Origin of the sequence: Pseudomonas tensinigenes (assembly GCF_014268445.2) — a bacterium.
GTDB lineage: Bacteria > Pseudomonadota > Gammaproteobacteria > Pseudomonadales > Pseudomonadaceae > Aquipseudomonas > Aquipseudomonas tensinigenes.
Genome location: NZ_CP077089.1, coordinates 2,934,459 through 2,950,788, shown reverse-complemented (window position 1 = coordinate 2,950,788; position 16,330 = coordinate 2,934,459). Strand labels below are relative to the sequence as shown.

Here is a 16,330-nt window from a genome sequence, read left to right as displayed (position 1 = left end):
CGGCGCCACGTTATCTTTTGTTAACCGAAAGCGGCCTTCTGTAACAAAGAAATTTCCCTGTGGGAGCGAGCCTGCTCGCGAAGGCGGTGTAACAGTCACCCTTTCTATTGGCTGACCCACCGCTTTCGCGAGCAGGCTCTCTCCCACAGGGGTTAGGGGTGGTCTTGGGATTTGCGGTTGTCAGTGAATGCGGCGCCATTCGCCGGATGGATGCGGCAAAAGTCATCGAGGGGACTTGCACGATCGGTATTATGGTATACCATCAGACGCACAGACACTCTCAATCCCCCAACGGAGCAGCTCATGAGTTTCGAAATTCGCAAGATCGTCAGCTATGTCGAAGAAACCTTCATCGAAGGCGGCAAAGCCACTGACAAACCAGTGACCATGGTTGGCCTGGCGGTGGTGATGAAAAACCCTTGGGTGGGCAACGGTTTCGTCGAAGACCTCAAGCCGCAGATCCGCGCCAACTGCTCCGACCTCGGTGCACTGATGGTCGAGCGTCTGGTCGGCATCATCGGCGGTGCGGAAAAAATCGAGGCCTATGGCAAAGCCGCCGTGGTTGGCGCCGATGGCGAGATCGAACACGCCTCCGCCGTGATCCACACCCTGCGCTTCGGCAATCACTACCGCGAAGCCGTCAACGCCAAGAGCTACCTGAGCTTCACCAACAAGCGCGGCGGCCCGGGCACTTCGATTCAGATCCCGATGATGCACAAGGACGACGAAGGCCTGCGTTCGCACTACATCACCCTGGAAATGCAGATCGAAGACGCGCCGCGCGCCGACGAAATCGTTGTCGTGCTGGGTTGCGCCGACGGTGGCCGCCTGCACCCGCGCATCGGCAACCGCTACATCGATCTGGAAGAACTGGCCGCCGAAAAAGCCCAGTAATCACAATAAAAAGGCACTGCAGGAGCGCTCCATGATTCGGCTCACCGCTGAACTCACCCCGGCTGGCACCAGTTACCTGGCGACCGGCCAAGGCCAGCCCGTGGTCTTGATCCACGGCGTGGGCCTGAACAAAGAAATGTGGGGCGGGCAGATTGTCGGCCTGTCCAGCCAGTACCGGGTGATCGCCTACGACATGCTCGGCCATGGCGCCAGCCCGCGACCGGCCAGCGGCACCGCCCTGCTCGGTTACGCCGATCAGTTGCTGGAGCTGCTCGATCACCTCAATCTGCCGCAAGCAGCGGTGATCGGTTTCTCCATGGGCGGTCTGGTCGCGCGGGCCTTTGCCCTGCATTACCCGGAGCGCCTGCAAAGCCTGGTGGTGTTGAACAGCGTGTTCAACCGCAGCGAAGAACAGCGTGCCGGCGTCATCGCGCGCACCGCACAAGCGGCGGAACATGGCCCGGACGCCAATGCTGAAGCCGCGCTGTCACGCTGGTTCAGCCGCGAGTATCAGGCGGCCAATCCGGCGCAGATCGCCGCATTGCGCCAGACCCTCGCCAATAATGATCCGCAGGGTTACCTGACCACTTATGAATTGTTCGCCACCCAAGACATGTACCGCGCCGACGACCTGGGCAGCATTCAGGCGCCGACGCTGATCGCAACCGGCGAACTCGATCCGGGTTCGACCCCGGAAATGGCCGAGCAACTGGCCCGACGCATCCCCGGTGCGAAGGTTGCCGTGCTGCCCGAACAACGGCATATGATGCCCGTAGAGTCGCCGCGTCTGGTCAACCAGACGCTGCTGGAATTTCTCGAATTCGCACACTCCCGACAAAACCAAATAAAGGGGATCGTTGCATGACACTCGCACGCTTCCAGATGTTCATCGGCGGAGAATGGGTCGACGCCCTCTCCGGCAAGACCTTCGAAAGCCTCAACCCGGCCACGGCGCAAGCCTGGGCAGAATTGCCTGACGCTGATGAAGCGGATGTCGAACGCGCCGTGCAATCGGCACAGACTGCTTTCGACAGCCCGGCGTGGCGTGGTCTGACCGCCACCGCACGCGGCAAACTGCTGCGCCGTCTCGGCGACTTGATCGCCGAAAATAAAGAACAACTGGCGCAGCTGGAAAGCCGCGACAACGGCAAACTGATCCGCGAAACCCGTGGCCAGGTCAGCTATCTGCCGGAGTTCTTTCACTACACCGCCGGCCTTGCCGACAAGCTCGAAGGCGGCACGCTGCCGCTGGATAAGCCTGACCTGTTTGCCTACACGGTTCACGAAGCCATGGGTGTGGTCGCGGCGATCATTCCGTGGAACAGTCCGCTCTATCTGACCGCAATCAAACTCGCCCCGGCCCTCGCCGCTGGCAACACGATTGTGATCAAGCCATCCGAGCACGCTTCGGCAACGATTCTTGAGCTGGCGCGTCTGGCCCTCGAAGCCGGGATTCCGCCGGGCGTGGTCAACGTCGTCACCGGTTACGGCCCGAGCACTGGCGCCGCCCTCACCCGCCATCCGCTGATCCGCAAGATCGCCTTCACTGGCGGCGCGGCCACAGCACGGCACGTGGTGCGCAGCAGCGCCGAGAACTTCGCCAAGTTGTCGCTGGAACTGGGCGGCAAGTCGCCGAACATCATCTTCGCCGACGCCGATCTGGACAGCGCGATCAACGGCGCGATTGCCGGGATCTACGCGGCGTCCGGTCAGAGTTGCGTGTCCGGTTCGCGCCTGCTGGTGCAGGACGAAATCTACGACGAATTCGTTAATCGTCTGGTCGAACGCGCCCAGCACATTCGCATCGGCAACCCGCAGGAAGACCACAGTGAGATGGGCCCGATGGCGACCGCGCAGCAACTGGCGGTGGTTGAAGGTCTGGTCGCTGATGCCATCGCTGAAGGCGCGCGTTTGCGTACTGGCGGCAAGCGTCCAACGGATCTCGGCGAAGGCTGGTTCTACGAGCCGACGTTGTTCGAGTGCGACCGTAATTCGATGAAGATCATGCAGGAAGAAGTCTTCGGCCCGGTGGCGTCGGTGATTCGCTTCAAAGATGAAGCCGAAGCGCTGGCCATCGCCAATGACTCGCAGTTTGGCCTCGCCGCCGGCATCTGGACCCGCGATCTCGGCCGGGCTCATCGCCTCGCTCGCGATGTGCGCTCCGGCATCATATGGGTCAACACCTACCGCGCGGTGTCGGCGATGGCGCCGATCGGCGGTTTCAAGAACAGTGGCTATGGACGCGAAAGCGGCATCGATTCGGTGCTGGCCTACACCGAACTGAAAACGGTGTGGATCAACCTTTCCCAGGCACCAATGCCTGATCCGTTTGTGATGCGCTAGGAGTCCTGCGAAATGATCGAACCCGGCATTTACAAAGACGTCATGAGCTCGTTCCCGTCCGGCGTCACGGTGGTCACCACCGTCGACCCCGAAGGCGGGATCGTCGGCATCACCGCCAGTGCTTTTAGCGCGCTGTCGATTGACCCGGCGCTGGTGCTGTTCTGCCCCAACTATGCTTCCGACACCTACCCGGTGTTGCGTGACAGCAAGAAATTCGCGATCCATTTGCTGTCCGCTGACCAGACGGCTGAAGCCTATGCATTTGCCGGTAAAGGCAAGGACAAGGCCAAAGACATCGAGTGGCATTTAAGCGAGTTGGGTAACCCGATTCTGGCCAAGGCCACGGCGATCATCGAGTGCGAGTTGTGGCGGGAATACGATGGTGGTGATCACGCGATTATCGTTGGCGCGGTGAAGAACCTGATCCTGCCCGAGCAACCGGTGACGCCGATGATTTACCACAAGGGCAAGCTCGGGCCGTTGCCAACACTGGCCTGACTGCCACGTAGATCCCATGTGGGAGCGAGCCTGCTCGCGAAAGCGTAGTGTCAGTCGATGCAAATGTTGAATGATCGACCGCTTTCGCGAGCAGGCTCGCTCCCACAGGGGACACCTGTGGATTGGAGGAATGATGAATAACGAAAAGTACGAAAAAGGCCTGAAAATCCGCACTCAGGTATTGGGCGAAGCCTACGTGCAGCGTTCAATCGACAACGCCGACGACTTCACCCGCCCCTTGCAGGAAATGGTCACCGAATACTGCTGGGGCCATGTCTGGGGGCGCGAGGGGTTGTCGCTCAAGGAGCGCAGCATGATCAACCTGGCGATGATCTCGGCGCTCAACCGCCCGCATGAACTCAAGCTGCATGTGCGTGGCGCCTTGCGTAACGGCCTGAGTCGTGAGCAAATACGCGAAATTCTGCTTCAGGTCGGCATTTATTGCGGCGTTCCGGCAGCCGTGGACAGTTTCCGGCTGGCCCGTGAAGCCTTTGCCGAAGCCGACGCCGAAGCCTCAGTCAACCCCTCGGCTGTTTAGATGCCCGTCTGGCATGGACAGCCAACCGAAAGAGCGGACCCCATGAAACGCCAGCCCCTCGACGACAGCTTCAAGGTCAATCGCAACCCCGTTACCCTGCGCGAAATCGTGCTGGATAAACTGCGTAGCGCGATCATGAATTTCCAGCTCATGCCCGGTGATCGTCTGGTCGAGCGCGATCTGTGCGATCGCCTGGGCGTCAGCCGCACCTCCGTGCGCGAGGCCTTGCGTCACCTCGAATCCGAAGGTCTGGTCGAGTTCGCCGATGCCAAAGGCCCGCGTGTCGCCATCATCACGTTGGCCGACGCCGTCGATATTTACGAATTGCGTTGCGTGCTGGAAGGTTTGATCGTTCAGCTGTTCACCCTGCGCGCCAAGGCCAAGGACATCAAAGCCCTGGAAAAGGCCCTCGATGAAAACCGCAAGGCGTTGAAGGACGGCGAATTGCAGCAAGTAATCGACTCGGTGCAGGGTTTCTACGACGTGCTGCTCGAAGGCTCGGGCAACCATGTCGCGGCGACTCAGTTGCGTCAGTTGCAGGCGCGCATCAGCTACCTGCGCGCGACCTCGGTTTCCCAAGAGAACCGTCGCGGCGCGAGTAATCAGGAAATGGAAAAAATGGTCGAAGCGATCAAGAGCGGTGATCCGCTGGTGGCGCATCAGGCCTGTGTCGATCACGTTCGCGCTGCCGCTGCGGTAGCGCTCGACTATCTCAAGCGCAAGCAGGAAGAGACCGGCGCAACCCCGGCCATGACCCTGCCGATCGCGCTGAAAGAACCGCGTATAGGTCACTGATATGTTCAGCCCGAGCTATTGCCCGAAATGCGGTGGCCCTGACCTCGGTCAGCAGATACCGGCGGGCGATACGCACGAGCGCCTGATGTGCCGTGGCTGCGGCTACATCCACTACGTCAATCCGAAGATCATCGCCGGCTGCATCATCGAGCAGGACGGCAAATACCTGTTGTGCCAACGGGCGATCCCACCGCGCCCGGGCACCTGGACGCTGCCCGCAGGTTTCATGGAAAGCGGCGAGACCACCGAGCAAGCGGCCATCCGTGAAGTCTGGGAAGAAAGCGGCGTGCGTGCGGAAATCGTCTCGCCGTATTCGATTTTCAGCGTGCCGAAGATCAGCGAGGTGTACATCATCTTCCGTGCGATCGCACTGGAGATCACCGGGCAGTACGGCCCCGAAACCATGGATTACAAATTCTTCGCGCCGGAAGACATCCCGTGGGAGCAGATCTATTACCCGGCGATCCGGCAGATTCTCGAGCGCTATATCGAAGAGCGTCAGGCTGGGGTTTATGGGATTTACATGGGCAATGATGATAGCGGCAAGATCCACTTTATCCGCTGATCACCACCTATCCCCCTGTGGGAGCGAGCCTGCTCGCGAAGGCGTCGTGTCAGTCGATACAAATGTTGAATGAACGACCGCCTTCGCGAGCAGGCTCGCTCCCACAGTGTTTAGTGGTGTTGCTTAAACTGGGGCGATACCTTCGACGATGATGATTTGCGCCCTCGCCCATTCTTCCCGGTAACTTTTCGCCTCCTGGTACGCCGCCGAGTGGTAGCACGCCACGGCTTTCTCGTAGCTTTCAAACTCGATCACCACACTGCGTTGCGGCGTCTCGCGCCCTTCCATCGCCTCGCTGCGCCCGCCTCTGGCCAGAAACTTCGCGCCGAACGCAGCGAATGCCGCCGGCGCGCGCTGGGTGTATTGGCTGTAGTGATCGGCATCGGCTATATCCACATGAGCAATCCAGTACGCCTTCATAGTGACCTCTTTGTTGATTTTGTATTATGGTATACCAATATATTTCCAACGAACCCTGAGAGTCCAGCATGGCCTTCAACAGCATCGAAGAAATCATCGAAGATTATCGTCTCGGCAAAATGGTTTTGCTGGTCGATGATGAAGACCGCGAAAACGAAGGCGACCTGCTGCTGGCCGCCGACCGTTGCACGCCGGAAGCGATCAGTTTCATGGCCCGTGAAGCACGCGGGCTGATCTGCCTGACACTGACCGACGAACATTGCCAGCGTTTAGGCCTGGAGCAAATGGTGCCAGCCAATGGCAGCGTGTTCAGCACCGCGTTTACCGTATCGATCGAAGCGGCGGTTGGCGTGACCACCGGCATCTCCGCGGCGGATCGCGCCTGCACGGTTGCCGCCGCCGTCGCGCAGAATGCCCGCGCTGAAGACCTGGTGCAGCCGGGGCACATCTTCCCGTTGCGCGCTAAGGAAGGTGGCGTGCTGACCCGCGCCGGTCATACCGAAGCCGGTTGCGATCTGGCCCGATTGGCCGGTTTCACCCCGGCCTCGGTGATCGTCGAGGTAATGAACGACGACGGCACCATGGCCCGTCGCCCGGATCTGGAAGTGTTTGCGCGCAAGCACGGGATCAAGATCGGCACCATCGCTGACCTGATCCACTATCGCCTGAGCACCGAACACACCATCGAGCGGATTGGCGAACGTGAGTTGCCGACGGTGCATGGCACCTTCCGTTTGATCACGTTTGAGGATCGCATCGAGGGCGGCGTGCACATGGCGATGGTCATGGGCGATTTGCGCCGTGAAGAGCCGACGCTGGTGCGCGTGCACGTGATCGATCCGTTGCGGGACCTGGTCGGCGCCGAGTACAGCGGGCCGACCAACTGGACGCTGTGGGCGGCGCTGCAACGGGTCGCGGCGGAGGGGCATGGGGTTGTGGTGGTGCTGGCCAATCATGAGTCTTCGCAGGCGTTGCTGGAGCGGGTGCCGCAATTGACCCAGCCGCCAAGGCAGTTCAGCCGCTCGCAATCGCGGATTTATTCGGAGGTCGGGACTGGGGCGCAGATTTTGCAAAATCTGGGGGTGGGTAAGCTGCGGCATCTTGGGCCTCCTCTGAAATACGCTGGCCTGACCGGGTATGACCTGGAGGTGGTCGAGAGTATTCCGTTCACTGAATGAAGCTGCCCTCACCCCAGCCCTCTCCCGGAGGGAGAGGGAGCCGACCGAGGTGTTTGCCCGCTATACATTGACCTGAAATACCGAGTCGAACTCAGGTTTTGAACAGCATGAAGATCTGCTCCCTTTGCAATACCGAGTCGAACTCAGGTTTGAATAGCATGAAGATCTGCTCCCTTTCCCCCTCTCCCATTGGGAGAGGGCTGGGGTGAGGGGCTGGATTTGAAGTGCGCCCTGCATCTCATGCCGAGTACATCCAAAAAACCATAATCAACAGATAACCGGTAAGGCAAAGTGCTTGCACAAAGCTTGGAATACCATAATATGATATTCCATAGACCGGACACTCAAACGAACGTCCGGCTACTGCTCCCGACAGGCGGGCAACAACGCAAGCCCGCTCAAAAACACAACAATGAGGGCGTGAAAATGGTGTTGAACAAAGCTGCAACCGCGATCTTTTTTGCGGGACTGCTCAGCGTCACCGGCCAGGCTGCAATGGCTGCCGAAAGCGTGAACTTCGTCAGCTGGGGCGGAAGCACCCAGGATGCGCAGAAACAGGCCTGGGCCGATCCGTTCAGCAAGGCCAGCGGCATCACCGTCGTGCAGGACGGCCCGACCGACTACGGCAAACTCAAAGCCATGGTCGAGAGCGGCAACGTGCAGTGGGACGTGGTCGATGTCGAAGCCGATTTCGCCCTGCGCGCCGCGGCTGAAGGCCTGCTTGAACCCCTCGATTTCAAAGTGATTCAGCGCGACAAGATCGACCCGCGTTTCGTCAGCGATCACGGCGTCGGCTCGTTCTTCTTCTCCTTCGTCCTCGGCTACAACGAGGGCAAACTCGGCGCCAACAAGCCGCAGGACTGGAGCGCCCTGTTCGACACCAAGACTTACCCCGGCAAACGCGCCCTGTACAAATGGCCAAGCCCCGGCGTGCTCGAACTGGCGCTGCTGGCCGATGGCGTAGCGGCCGACAAACTCTACCCGCTGGATCTGGATCGCGCCTTCAAAAAACTCGACACCATCAAGAAAGACATCGTCTGGTGGGGCGGCGGCGCGCAGTCGCAGCAACTGCTGGCGTCCGGTGAAGCAAGCATGGGCCAGTTCTGGAACGGCCGCATTCACGCCCTGCAAGAAGACGGTGCACCGGTCGGTGTGAGCTGGAAACAGAACCTGGTCATGGCCGACATTCTGGTGATTCCAAAAGGCTCGAAAAACAAGGACGCGGCGATGAAGTTTCTGGCCGCTGCCAGTAGCGCCAAGGGCCAGGCCGACTTCTCCAACCTGACCGCCTACGCCCCGGTCAACCTCGACAGTGTGGAGCGTCTGGATTCGACGCTGGCCCCCAACCTGCCGACTGCCTACGCTAAGGATCAGATCACTCTTGATTTCGCGTACTGGGCCAAAAACGGCCAGGCCATCGCGACACGGTGGAACGAATGGCTGGTCAAATGAAAATGGCGGCCACCGCGTCCCGTCCCTCCACTGCCACCGGGGGCGCCAACGGCGCTGCCGGCCCGGCCCACGGAACACAGGCGGTTGCGATGCAGCAAGCCCCGTCCCTCAGACAACGCTGGCGCGGCGCCGGCAACCTCGCCCCGGCGCTGCTGTTCATCGGCCTGTTCTTTCTTGCGCCGTTGATTGGCCTGCTGTTGCGCGGCGTGCTCGAACCGACCCCGGGCCTTGGCAACTACGAACAACTGTTCGCCAACTCGGCGTACGCCCGAGTGCTGCTCAACACCTTTTCGGTGGCCGGGCTGGTGACGCTGTTCAGCCTGCTGCTGGGCTTTCCGCTGGCCTGGGCGATCACGCTGGTACCGCGCGGCTGGGGTCGCTGGATCCTCAACATCGTGCTGCTGTCGATGTGGACCAGCCTGCTCGCCCGCACCTATTCGTGGCTGGTGTTGCTGCAAGCGTCGGGCGTGATCAACAAGGCCTTGATGGCGATGGGCATCATCGATCAGCCACTGGAAATGGTGCACAACCTCACCGGCGTGGTGATCGGCATGAGCTACATCATGATCCCGTTCATCGTGCTGCCGTTGCAGGCGACCATGCAGGCCATTGACCCGATGATTCTGCAGGCCGGCTCGATCTGCGGCGCCAGTCCGTGGACCAACTTCTTCCGGGTGTTCCTGCCGCTGTGCCGGCCGGGTCTGGCCTCCGGTGGTTTGATGGTGTTCGTCATGTCGCTCGGTTACTACGTCACCCCGGCGCTGCTCGGCGGGGCGCAGAACATGATGCTGCCGGAGTTCATCATTCAGCAGGTGCAATCGTTCCTCAACTGGGGCCTGGCCAGTGCCGGCGCCGCGTTGCTGATCGCGATCACTCTGGTGCTGTTCTACTTCTACCTGAAGCTTCAGCCGGAATCCCCGGTTGGCGCCAGTAACGCGAGGTAAGCCGACATGCTCCTGACCCCCAATGCGATGAGCCGGCGCATGCGCTTCGGCTTGTATGCAACCACCGGGCTGATCGGTCTGTTCCTGCTGTTGCCGATCGTGTTTATCGTGCTGCTGTCGTTCGGCTCCTCGCAGTGGCTGGTATTCCCGCCGCCGGGCTGGACGCTGAAATGGTACGGCCAGTTCTTCTCCAACCCCGACTGGATGAACGCCGCTGCGGCCAGCCTCAAAGTTGCAGTACTGACGACGATTTGCGCCGTAGCCCTCGGTTTGCCGACTGCGTTTGCGCTGGTGCGCGGGCGTTTTCCTGGTCGGGAAATGCTCTACGGTCTGTTCACCCTGCCGATGATCGTGCCGCTGGTGATCATCGCCGTGGCGGTGTACGCGCTGTTCCTCAAGCTCGGCTATACCGGGACGATGTTCGCCTTCGTCGTCAGCCATGTGATCGTCGCGCTGCCGTTTACCATCATCTCGATCATCAACTCGCTGAAGCTGTTCGATCAGTCGATTGAAGACGCGGCGGTGATTTGCGGTGCCTCACGCCTGCAAGCGGTGTTCAAGGTGACGTTCCCGGCGATTCGCCCGGGCATGGTCGCCGGCGCCCTCTTCGCCTTCCTCGTTTCGTGGGACGAAGTGGTGCTCAGCGTGATGATGGCCAGCCCGACCCTGCAAACCCTTCCCGTGAAAATGTGGACCACCCTGCGCCAGGATCTGACGCCAGTGATCGCCGTCGCTTCGACGCTGCTGATCGGCTTGTCGGTGTTGGTCATGGTCATCGCCGCCGCGCTGCGCCGGCGCAACGAAATCAGCGCCTGAGCGCCCAGGAGTACGACATGAGTGCCGTGATCAAAGACGCTTCCCAGCAGAATGACAAACCCCTGGTCAGCCTGCGCAATCTGAACAAGCACTACGGCGATTTTGCCGCCGTCGACAATATCTCGCTGGACATCAAGGACGGCGAGTTCCTGACCTTCCTCGGCTCCAGCGGCTCAGGCAAAAGCACCACGCTGTCGATGCTCGCCGGGTTTGAAACACCGAGCAGTGGCGAGATTCTCGTCAATGATCAATCGCTGGTGAATGTGCCACCGCACAAGCGTGACATTGGCATGGTGTTCCAGCGTTATTCGTTGTTCCCGCATCTGTCGGTGCGCGACAACATTGCGTTTCCTTTGGCGATTCGCAAACTGGCGGCGGCTGAACGTGACAAGCGCGTCGATGCGATGTTGAAACTGGTTCAGCTTGAGCAGTTCGCTCATCGTCGCCCTTCGCAACTATCGGGTGGTCAGCAACAACGTGTCGCCATTGCCCGTGCCTTGGTTTACGAACCGCGCATTCTGTTGATGGACGAACCGCTCGGTGCTTTGGATAAAAAGCTGCGGGAAGATCTGCAGGATGAATTGCGCCAACTGCATCGCCGTCTGGGCATCACCATCGTTTACGTGACCCACGACCAGGAAGAAGCCATGCGTTTGTCGCAACGCATCGCGATTTTCAGTCACGGCAAGATTGTCGGTCTGGGCAGCGGTTATGACCTGTATCAGAATCCGCCGAATGCGTTTGTGGCGTCGTTTCTGGGGAATTCGAATTTCCTCAAGCTCAAGGCGCAAGGTAATGCGGCGGCTTCGTTTGAAGGTCAGTCATTGTCGATTCGCCTGACCGCTGGTTTGCACACCGATCAGGATGTGTTGCTGATGGTGCGGCCGGAAAAGGCACTTGCGTTGAGCGTCGCGCAGGCGAGCAGCGAGCCGTTGCCTTCGGGGTGGAATGAGGTTTCAGCGAAGGTTGTGGAAGTACTGTTTCTGGGTGAGAGCCAGACGTGCAGCGTAGTCACCTCGGGCGGCACCTCAATGACGGTTAAAGCACTGTCAGCCGCCGGCATGCCGCTCAAGGCTGGCGATCCGGTGCAAGTGCGCTGGGCCACCGCTGACGCCTGCGTCTACACCGAATGGACCGAAAGCGACCTCAACAAAGCCGCCGGCTCCCACTGAAATCCCCTGTAGGAGCTGCCGCAGGCTGCGATCTTTTGATCTTGCCATTAAAAACAAGATCAACAGATCGCAGCCTCGTTTCACTCGACAGCTCCTACAGGAATGCATTGCAAATGTGGGAGCGGGCTTGCTCGCATAGAGGCTATCGCGAGCAGGCTCACTCCTACAATTGAACCGTGTTTGCCCCTCAGGGCTGCGGTGGCTCTTTTTTTGGTCTCAAGGCGCGACCGTCACATCGCCCTGCCCACTCTCGGCCAGCGCTGCAGCGACAAACCCTTCAGCCTTCTTGCGCTCGACGAACGCCCGCACATACGCTGCGCCTGCCTCCCGCCCACGGGGCACCGCCATGGCCTGGCGAATCGCCGTGAACGCGCCGTCCAGCACGCGGTAACGCGCGTCGGCATCCGCGACTTTCTGCAATGGCTGACGGACACCGGCGGCGGCATCCAGGTGTTGCTCGATAAACAGGTCAACGGCACCCGCCGAGGTTTCGGCACGCTCCAATTGTGCGTGCTGCAGCGTGCGACTGAGGAACAGGTCGTAGGCTGCGCCTTTGCCAACGGCCAGTCGCAATCCTGGCTGATCGAGATCCTCGACGTTGCGATACGGGGCCTGCGCCTCGACCAGATAAGTCCCTTCAATGATCACGTACGGCTCGCTGAACGCAATCTGCGCCTCACGCACCGGCTCGATGGCGAGGAATGCCAGGTTCCACACGCCCTCCTCCAGCGCCGCGAAAACCTTGCCCGCCGCATCAAACGTGCGCAGCTCCAATTCGACACCCAGCTCGGCAGCCAGCGCGATCGCCAAAGCCACCGAAACACCTTGCGGCGCACCATCTGCTCTGCGCTGCGCCAGCACCGGGTTACCGAAGTTGATGGCGGCATGCAGCACGCCGTCGGGCGCGAGATCGGCCATCACGGCCGGGGTGATTACACTCATCGTGTTGCTCCCTGATTGGATAAGAAATCAGTGTGTGTCGTGACTGACAACTGTCGAGGACACAACACCCAGCGGGTAAGCCTTATGTCGGTGCCTGACAGGCACTCAAATGTTCCAGCGCCCGACGCGTCACCGCATCGATGTAAGCCGCGTCACCATAGACCCGCGCCAGCAGAATCGCCCCCTCGTAATCCGCCACCCATTGTCGAGCGGTCAGCAAGGCTTGTCCCTCATCGACCTCGCCTTCCAGCAAATGCGCAAACGCCTTGGCCCATGCATCGAAAAAACCGCGAATCGGCTCCAGCAATTCACTTTTACCGTACGCCGCATCGACCGCCACCACGCCCATCAGGCAACCAATCGAGTCATCCTGAAACAGCCGCGCAGCCTTGCGGCCCATTTTGCTCAGGCGTTCTTGTGGCGTGAGTTTTTCGTCGAAGGCCACGGCAAACAAGGTCTGGTTGATGACCTGATGCGTCCAGTCGAGCACGTCACGCAGCAAGGCCTCCTTGTTCGGATAGTGGTGATAGAACGAAGCCTTGGTAAAGCCGCAAGCGGACGCAAGCACGTCCATGGTGGTGCCATGATAGCCAAGGCGCTTGAAGGTATTGGCGCACCGCAGAAGCAGCTCTTCACGGGGGATTTTCAACGGTCGCACGAGTATTTCCTGATCCGGATAACTGGCGGTGATTCTATGACATAAGCCTGCCCTTCTCAATTTGACGGTTACCAACTGTTCGTTTAGTTTCTATTTACCGAACGGATGGTCAGTAACTGGCCGCCGACAAAAAATCAGGGAGAGCAGAGATGAACGAAGCCAACAGTGGCCCCGGCCGAGTCACCCGCGAACAACGCGGTCAGTTGTTTTTGATCGGTCTGGATCGCGCCGGCAAACGCAACGCATTCGACAGTGCAATGCTGACGGACCTGGCATTGGCCATCGGCGAGTATGAGCGCAATGACGAACTGCGCTGCGCCGTGCTGTTCGCCCATGGCGAGCACTTCACTGCGGGTCTGGACTTGATGGAACTGACGCCAAAACTGGTGTCAGGCGCCTTCAAGTATCCTGAAGAAGGCATCGACCCATGGGGCGTTTCCAAACCGCGCAGGCGTAAACCGGTGGTGGTTGCCATTGAAGGCATTTGCTGGACGGCGGGCATCGAATTGATGCTCAACGCCGACATCAGCATTGCCGCCACCAATGCCCGTTTCGCTCATCTGGAAGTGTTGCGCGGGATCTCACCCGCCGGCGGTTCCACCGTGCGCTTCACCCGCGCAGCGGGCTGGACCGCCGCCATGCGCTACATGCTCACGGGGGAAGAGTTCGATGCCACTGCCGCCCTGCACATGCGCCTGCTGACCGAAGTGGTCGCACCCGGCCAGACTCTGGCACGCGCCATCGAGTACGCCGAACGCATTGCCAAGGCTGCGCCTCTGGCGATTCAGGCGACGCTGCAATCGGCGTTTCTGGCGCAGGATCAGGGTGACGATGCGGCACTGTCGAAGCTTGATGAACAACTGCTGGCCCTGATCAAAACCGAGGATGTCCGCGAAGGCGTCATGGCGATGATGCAAAAGCGCGAACCGCAGTTCAAAGGTCGCTGAAGGCTTTGCTCAACTCACTCGGAACAATTTCATGAACACCATGGCCGCAGCCTTCACCGAATCGATCCAGAGACAGGACATCGCCCTCATTGCCCGCGATGGTTATCCGTTGTCAGCCAAGCGCTACAGCGCGCCGGGCGCGGTCAAAGGCAACCTGATCATGGCCGGCGCCACCGGGGTGCAACAGCGTTTTTATCGGCGCTTTGCCGAGCATGCAGCGCGTCAGGGCTTCAATGTCCTGACCCTCGATTACCGGGGCATCGGTGAATCGAAGCCGGCTTCCCTCAAAGGCTTTGAGATGTCTTATCTGGATTGGGCTTATCAGGATCTGGCGGCGGCAGTGGATCTGCTAAGCCAGGAAGCGTTGCCGTTGTATTGGGTCGGCCATTCGTTTGGTGGTCACGCGATTGGTCTGTTGCCCAATCACCCCGCCCTGACAGCTTGCTACACCCTGGGCAGTGGCGCGGGGTGGAGCGGCTGGATGTCCCGAACCGAGGCCTGGAAAATCCGTCTGATGTGGACGTTTGTGCTGCCGGTGATTGTCGCCCGCAAAGGCTACATGGCCTGGAGCATGCTAGGCATGGGCGATGATTTGCCGCTGGGCGTTTACAACGACTGGAAACGCTGGTGCAAATTCCCCCACTACTACTTCGACGACCACCAGATGAGCCATCTGCATGCGCTCTACGCCGAGGTCACAACGCCATGCGTTTTCGCCACGTCGGTCGATGATCCGTGGGCGCCGCCGCGTTCGCGCGATGCGTTTGTCAAAGCCATGGTGAATGCGCCGCTGACATTGCTGGATCTGCAGCCGCAACTGGGCAGCAAACCGTACGGGCACATGGGTTACTTCCGTGAAAGCGCACAGCCGTTGTGGGATGAGGTGCTTGATTGGCTGCAAAGCGTCCCTGCACGCACCACATAACTTGTAGGAGCTGCCGCAGGCTGCGATCTGTTGATCTTGCTGTTAAAAACAAGATCAACAGATCGCAGCCTCGTTTCACTCGACAGCTCCTACAGGAGTGCATTCCAACTGTGGGAGCGAGCCTGCTCGCGAATGCGCTGTGTCATTCAAAATTGTTGGTGACTGACACGGCCTCTTCGCGAGCAAGCTCGCTCCCACAGAGGGTTTATGGTGTTTAGGTGATCGGGGAATAGCCTTCGATGTCGTCGGGCCAGGCGGTGAGGATTTCGAAGCCCGTCTCCGTCACCGCCACCATATGCTCCCACTGCGCTGACAACGAGCCATCCTTGGTCAGCACCGTCCAGCCATCCGGCATGTTTTTCACATGACGTTTACCGGCATTGAGCATCGGCTCCACGGTAAAAATCATCCCGGCCTTGAGCTTCATGCCCTGATCGGGAAAGCCGTAATGCAGAATCTGCGGCTCATCGTGATAGACCTTGCCGATCCCGTGCCCGCAATACTCGCGTACGACGCTGAAGCCTTCCTTCTCCGCCAACGTCTGGATCGCGTGGCCGATATCGCCCAAGGTGGCGCCTGGCTTGACCACGCGAATCCCCGCGCACATGGCGTCATAGGTAGTCTTGATCAGATGCTGCGCTTCAGGTGTTGCCTCACCAACCACGTACATGCGGCTGGTATCACCAAACCAGCCATCCTTGATCACCGCGATATCGAGATTGACGATATCGCCATCCTTCAACGGTGTACCCGACGGGATGCCGTGGCACACCACATCGTTGACCGACGCGCAGACGGTTTTCGGAAAACCGTGATAGCCGACGTTGGCCGGCACGGCTTTCTGTACGTTGACGATGTAGTCGTTGCACAGTTGATCGAGTTGATCAGTGGTGACGCCCGCCTTGACGTGGGGCACCAGCATGGCCAGCACTTCAGCGGCGAGTTTGCCGGCAGCGCGAGATTGCGCGATGTCGGCAGGGGTGTTGATCTTGATCTGGTTTCTCATGCGCTGACGGCTTCCTGAGTCAGTTGTTGCAGATCCAGCCCGCCGTTCTGTTCGGCGCGGATCAGCAAGCGGCAAATGGCGCTGTGGTCGAGGTTGGGGTGCAGTTCGGCGAGCATGCCGATGCGCATCCAGTGCTCGGCCTGCGCGTTGATCGAGCGGCTGAGGGCGTTGCTGGAGATCCGCAGGTTCTCGTGCATGTCCTCTGAAATCTTTACGATGCCCATATATGAATCCGAT

General features: G+C 59.9%; 19 protein-coding genes. 14 read left to right on the top strand and 5 right to left on the bottom strand.

Annotated features, from left to right (window positions below):
• Positions 1 to 303 precede the first annotated feature (303 nt).
• From HU718_RS13080 to HU718_RS13050, 7 genes are all read left to right on the top strand, one after another.
• Positions 304 to 894, top strand: a complete 591-nt coding sequence (locus HU718_RS13080; protein WP_186614456.1) for an amino acid synthesis family protein — start codon at positions 304 to 306, stop codon at positions 892 to 894.
• A gap of 31 nt (positions 895 to 925) precedes the next feature.
• Complete coding sequence (locus tag HU718_RS13075) at positions 926 to 1,759, top strand: alpha/beta fold hydrolase (RefSeq protein WP_186614454.1); 834 nt, start codon at positions 926 to 928, stop codon at positions 1,757 to 1,759.
• On the top strand, positions 1,756 to 3,237 hold the full coding sequence (locus HU718_RS13070; protein ID WP_186614452.1) for an aldehyde dehydrogenase: 1,482 nt from the start codon (positions 1,756 to 1,758) through the stop codon (positions 3,235 to 3,237). The genes HU718_RS13075 and HU718_RS13070 overlap by 4 nt, the downstream gene beginning before the upstream one ends.
• Before the next feature lie 12 nt (positions 3,238 to 3,249).
• Positions 3,250 to 3,735, top strand: a complete 486-nt coding sequence (locus tag HU718_RS13065) for a flavin reductase family protein (protein WP_077573256.1) — start codon at positions 3,250 to 3,252, stop codon at positions 3,733 to 3,735.
• A gap of 133 nt (positions 3,736 to 3,868) precedes the next feature.
• Positions 3,869 to 4,273, top strand: coding sequence for a carboxymuconolactone decarboxylase family protein (locus HU718_RS13060; protein WP_150730906.1), 405 nt, complete (start codon positions 3,869 to 3,871; stop codon positions 4,271 to 4,273).
• A 42-nt stretch (positions 4,274 to 4,315) separates the two neighbouring features.
• Complete coding sequence (locus HU718_RS13055; protein WP_007918001.1) at positions 4,316 to 5,068, top strand: GntR family transcriptional regulator; 753 nt, start codon at positions 4,316 to 4,318, stop codon at positions 5,066 to 5,068.
• A gap of 1 nt (position 5,069) precedes the next feature.
• The gene (locus HU718_RS13050) at positions 5,070 to 5,633 is read left to right on the top strand and encodes an NUDIX hydrolase (RefSeq protein WP_095111462.1); all 564 of its coding nucleotides are present in this window, start codon (positions 5,070 to 5,072) and stop codon (positions 5,631 to 5,633) included.
• Between the two features lie 123 nt (positions 5,634 to 5,756).
• On the opposite strand, the gene HU718_RS13045 is transcribed toward HU718_RS13050, so the two are convergent.
• Positions 5,757 to 6,053 carry a DUF1330 domain-containing protein gene (locus tag HU718_RS13045; protein WP_186614450.1) on the bottom strand — a complete coding sequence of 99 codons (297 nt, stop codon included), beginning with the start codon at positions 6,051 to 6,053 and terminating at the stop codon, positions 5,757 to 5,759.
• A 68-nt stretch (positions 6,054 to 6,121) separates the two neighbouring features.
• On the opposite strand from HU718_RS13045, the gene ribBA reads away from it, so the two are divergent.
• The 5 genes from ribBA to HU718_RS13020 all read left to right on the top strand — a co-directional run bounded on the left by ribBA (position 6,122) and on the right by HU718_RS13020 (position 11,615).
• Positions 6,122 to 7,231, top strand: coding sequence for a bifunctional 3,4-dihydroxy-2-butanone-4-phosphate synthase/GTP cyclohydrolase II (gene ribBA, locus HU718_RS13040; protein WP_186614448.1), 1,110 nt, complete (start codon positions 6,122 to 6,124; stop codon positions 7,229 to 7,231).
• A gap of 426 nt (positions 7,232 to 7,657) precedes the next feature.
• The gene (locus HU718_RS13035; RefSeq protein ID WP_007918009.1) at positions 7,658 to 8,683 is read left to right on the top strand and encodes an ABC transporter substrate-binding protein; all 1,026 of its coding nucleotides are present in this window, start codon (positions 7,658 to 7,660) and stop codon (positions 8,681 to 8,683) included.
• Positions 8,680 to 9,627 (top strand): ABC transporter permease, encoded by a 948-nt coding sequence (locus HU718_RS13030; protein ID WP_186614486.1) that lies wholly within the window; start codon positions 8,680 to 8,682, stop codon positions 9,625 to 9,627. Before HU718_RS13035 ends, HU718_RS13030 begins: the two co-directional genes overlap by 4 nt.
• Before the next feature lie 6 nt (positions 9,628 to 9,633).
• Positions 9,634 to 10,443: an ABC transporter permease gene (locus HU718_RS13025; protein WP_007918021.1), complete on the top strand. Its 810-nt coding sequence runs from the start codon at positions 9,634 to 9,636 to the stop codon at positions 10,441 to 10,443.
• 17 nt (positions 10,444 to 10,460) lie between these two features.
• Positions 10,461 to 11,615 carry an ABC transporter ATP-binding protein gene (locus HU718_RS13020; RefSeq protein ID WP_186614446.1) on the top strand — a complete coding sequence of 385 codons (1,155 nt, stop codon included), beginning with the start codon at positions 10,461 to 10,463 and terminating at the stop codon, positions 11,613 to 11,615.
• Positions 11,616 to 11,831: 216 nt separating this feature from the next.
• Here HU718_RS13020 and HU718_RS13015 read toward each other — a convergent pair whose 3' ends face one another.
• Positions 11,832 to 12,557, bottom strand: a complete 726-nt coding sequence (locus HU718_RS13015; RefSeq protein ID WP_186614444.1) for a transporter substrate-binding domain-containing protein — start codon at positions 12,555 to 12,557, stop codon at positions 11,832 to 11,834.
• An 82-nt stretch (positions 12,558 to 12,639) separates the two neighbouring features.
• A complete protein-coding gene (locus HU718_RS13010; RefSeq protein ID WP_038368069.1) occupies positions 12,640 to 13,215 on the bottom strand; it encodes a TetR/AcrR family transcriptional regulator in 576 nt (191 codons plus the stop codon).
• Positions 13,216 to 13,364: 149 nt separating this feature from the next.
• Between HU718_RS13010 and HU718_RS13005 the strand changes: the two genes are divergently transcribed.
• Entirely contained in the window at positions 13,365 to 14,162 is a 798-nt protein-coding gene (locus HU718_RS13005; RefSeq protein ID WP_095111468.1) for a crotonase/enoyl-CoA hydratase family protein, read from the top strand.
• A 31-nt stretch (positions 14,163 to 14,193) separates the two neighbouring features.
• Positions 14,194 to 15,087: an alpha/beta hydrolase family protein gene (locus tag HU718_RS13000; RefSeq protein WP_064392983.1), complete on the top strand. Its 894-nt coding sequence runs from the start codon at positions 14,194 to 14,196 to the stop codon at positions 15,085 to 15,087.
• A gap of 214 nt (positions 15,088 to 15,301) precedes the next feature.
• Here HU718_RS13000 and map read toward each other — a convergent pair whose 3' ends face one another.
• Both map and HU718_RS12990 read right to left on the bottom strand, forming a co-directional pair.
• Positions 15,302 to 16,093 carry a type I methionyl aminopeptidase gene (gene map / locus HU718_RS12995; protein WP_122854178.1) on the bottom strand — a complete coding sequence of 264 codons (792 nt, stop codon included), beginning with the start codon at positions 16,091 to 16,093 and terminating at the stop codon, positions 15,302 to 15,304.
• The gene (locus tag HU718_RS12990; RefSeq protein WP_007918027.1) at positions 16,090 to 16,317 is read right to left on the bottom strand and encodes a ParD-like family protein; all 228 of its coding nucleotides are present in this window, start codon (positions 16,315 to 16,317) and stop codon (positions 16,090 to 16,092) included. The genes map and HU718_RS12990 overlap by 4 nt, the downstream gene beginning before the upstream one ends.
• Positions 16,318 to 16,330 lie beyond the last annotated feature (13 nt).

Coding starts and splice junctions, on each gene's coding strand:
- HU718_RS13080 (WP_186614456.1), top strand. CDS start 304: ATGAGTTTCGAAATTCGCAAGATCGTCAGCTATGTCGAAGAAACCTTC.
- HU718_RS13075 (WP_186614454.1), top strand. CDS start 926: ATGATTCGGCTCACCGCTGAACTCACCCCGGCTGGCACCAGTTACCTG.
- HU718_RS13070 (WP_186614452.1), top strand. CDS start 1,756: ATGACACTCGCACGCTTCCAGATGTTCATCGGCGGAGAATGGGTCGAC.
- HU718_RS13065 (WP_077573256.1), top strand. CDS start 3,250: ATGATCGAACCCGGCATTTACAAAGACGTCATGAGCTCGTTCCCGTCC.
- HU718_RS13060 (WP_150730906.1), top strand. CDS start 3,869: ATGAATAACGAAAAGTACGAAAAAGGCCTGAAAATCCGCACTCAGGTA.
- HU718_RS13055 (WP_007918001.1), top strand. CDS start 4,316: ATGAAACGCCAGCCCCTCGACGACAGCTTCAAGGTCAATCGCAACCCC.
- HU718_RS13050 (WP_095111462.1), top strand. CDS start 5,070: ATGTTCAGCCCGAGCTATTGCCCGAAATGCGGTGGCCCTGACCTCGGT.
- HU718_RS13045 (WP_186614450.1), bottom strand. CDS start 6,053: ATGAAGGCGTACTGGATTGCTCATGTGGATATAGCCGATGCCGATCAC.
- ribBA (WP_186614448.1), top strand. CDS start 6,122: ATGGCCTTCAACAGCATCGAAGAAATCATCGAAGATTATCGTCTCGGC.
- HU718_RS13035 (WP_007918009.1), top strand. CDS start 7,658: ATGGTGTTGAACAAAGCTGCAACCGCGATCTTTTTTGCGGGACTGCTC.
- HU718_RS13030 (WP_186614486.1), top strand. CDS start 8,680: ATGAAAATGGCGGCCACCGCGTCCCGTCCCTCCACTGCCACCGGGGGC.
- HU718_RS13025 (WP_007918021.1), top strand. CDS start 9,634: ATGCTCCTGACCCCCAATGCGATGAGCCGGCGCATGCGCTTCGGCTTG.
- HU718_RS13020 (WP_186614446.1), top strand. CDS start 10,461: ATGAGTGCCGTGATCAAAGACGCTTCCCAGCAGAATGACAAACCCCTG.
- HU718_RS13015 (WP_186614444.1), bottom strand. CDS start 12,557: ATGAGTGTAATCACCCCGGCCGTGATGGCCGATCTCGCGCCCGACGGC.
- HU718_RS13005 (WP_095111468.1), top strand. CDS start 13,365: ATGAACGAAGCCAACAGTGGCCCCGGCCGAGTCACCCGCGAACAACGC.
- HU718_RS13000 (WP_064392983.1), top strand. CDS start 14,194: ATGAACACCATGGCCGCAGCCTTCACCGAATCGATCCAGAGACAGGAC.
- map (WP_122854178.1), bottom strand. CDS start 16,093: ATGAGAAACCAGATCAAGATCAACACCCCTGCCGACATCGCGCAATCT.
- HU718_RS12990 (WP_007918027.1), bottom strand. CDS start 16,317: ATGGGCATCGTAAAGATTTCAGAGGACATGCACGAGAACCTGCGGATC.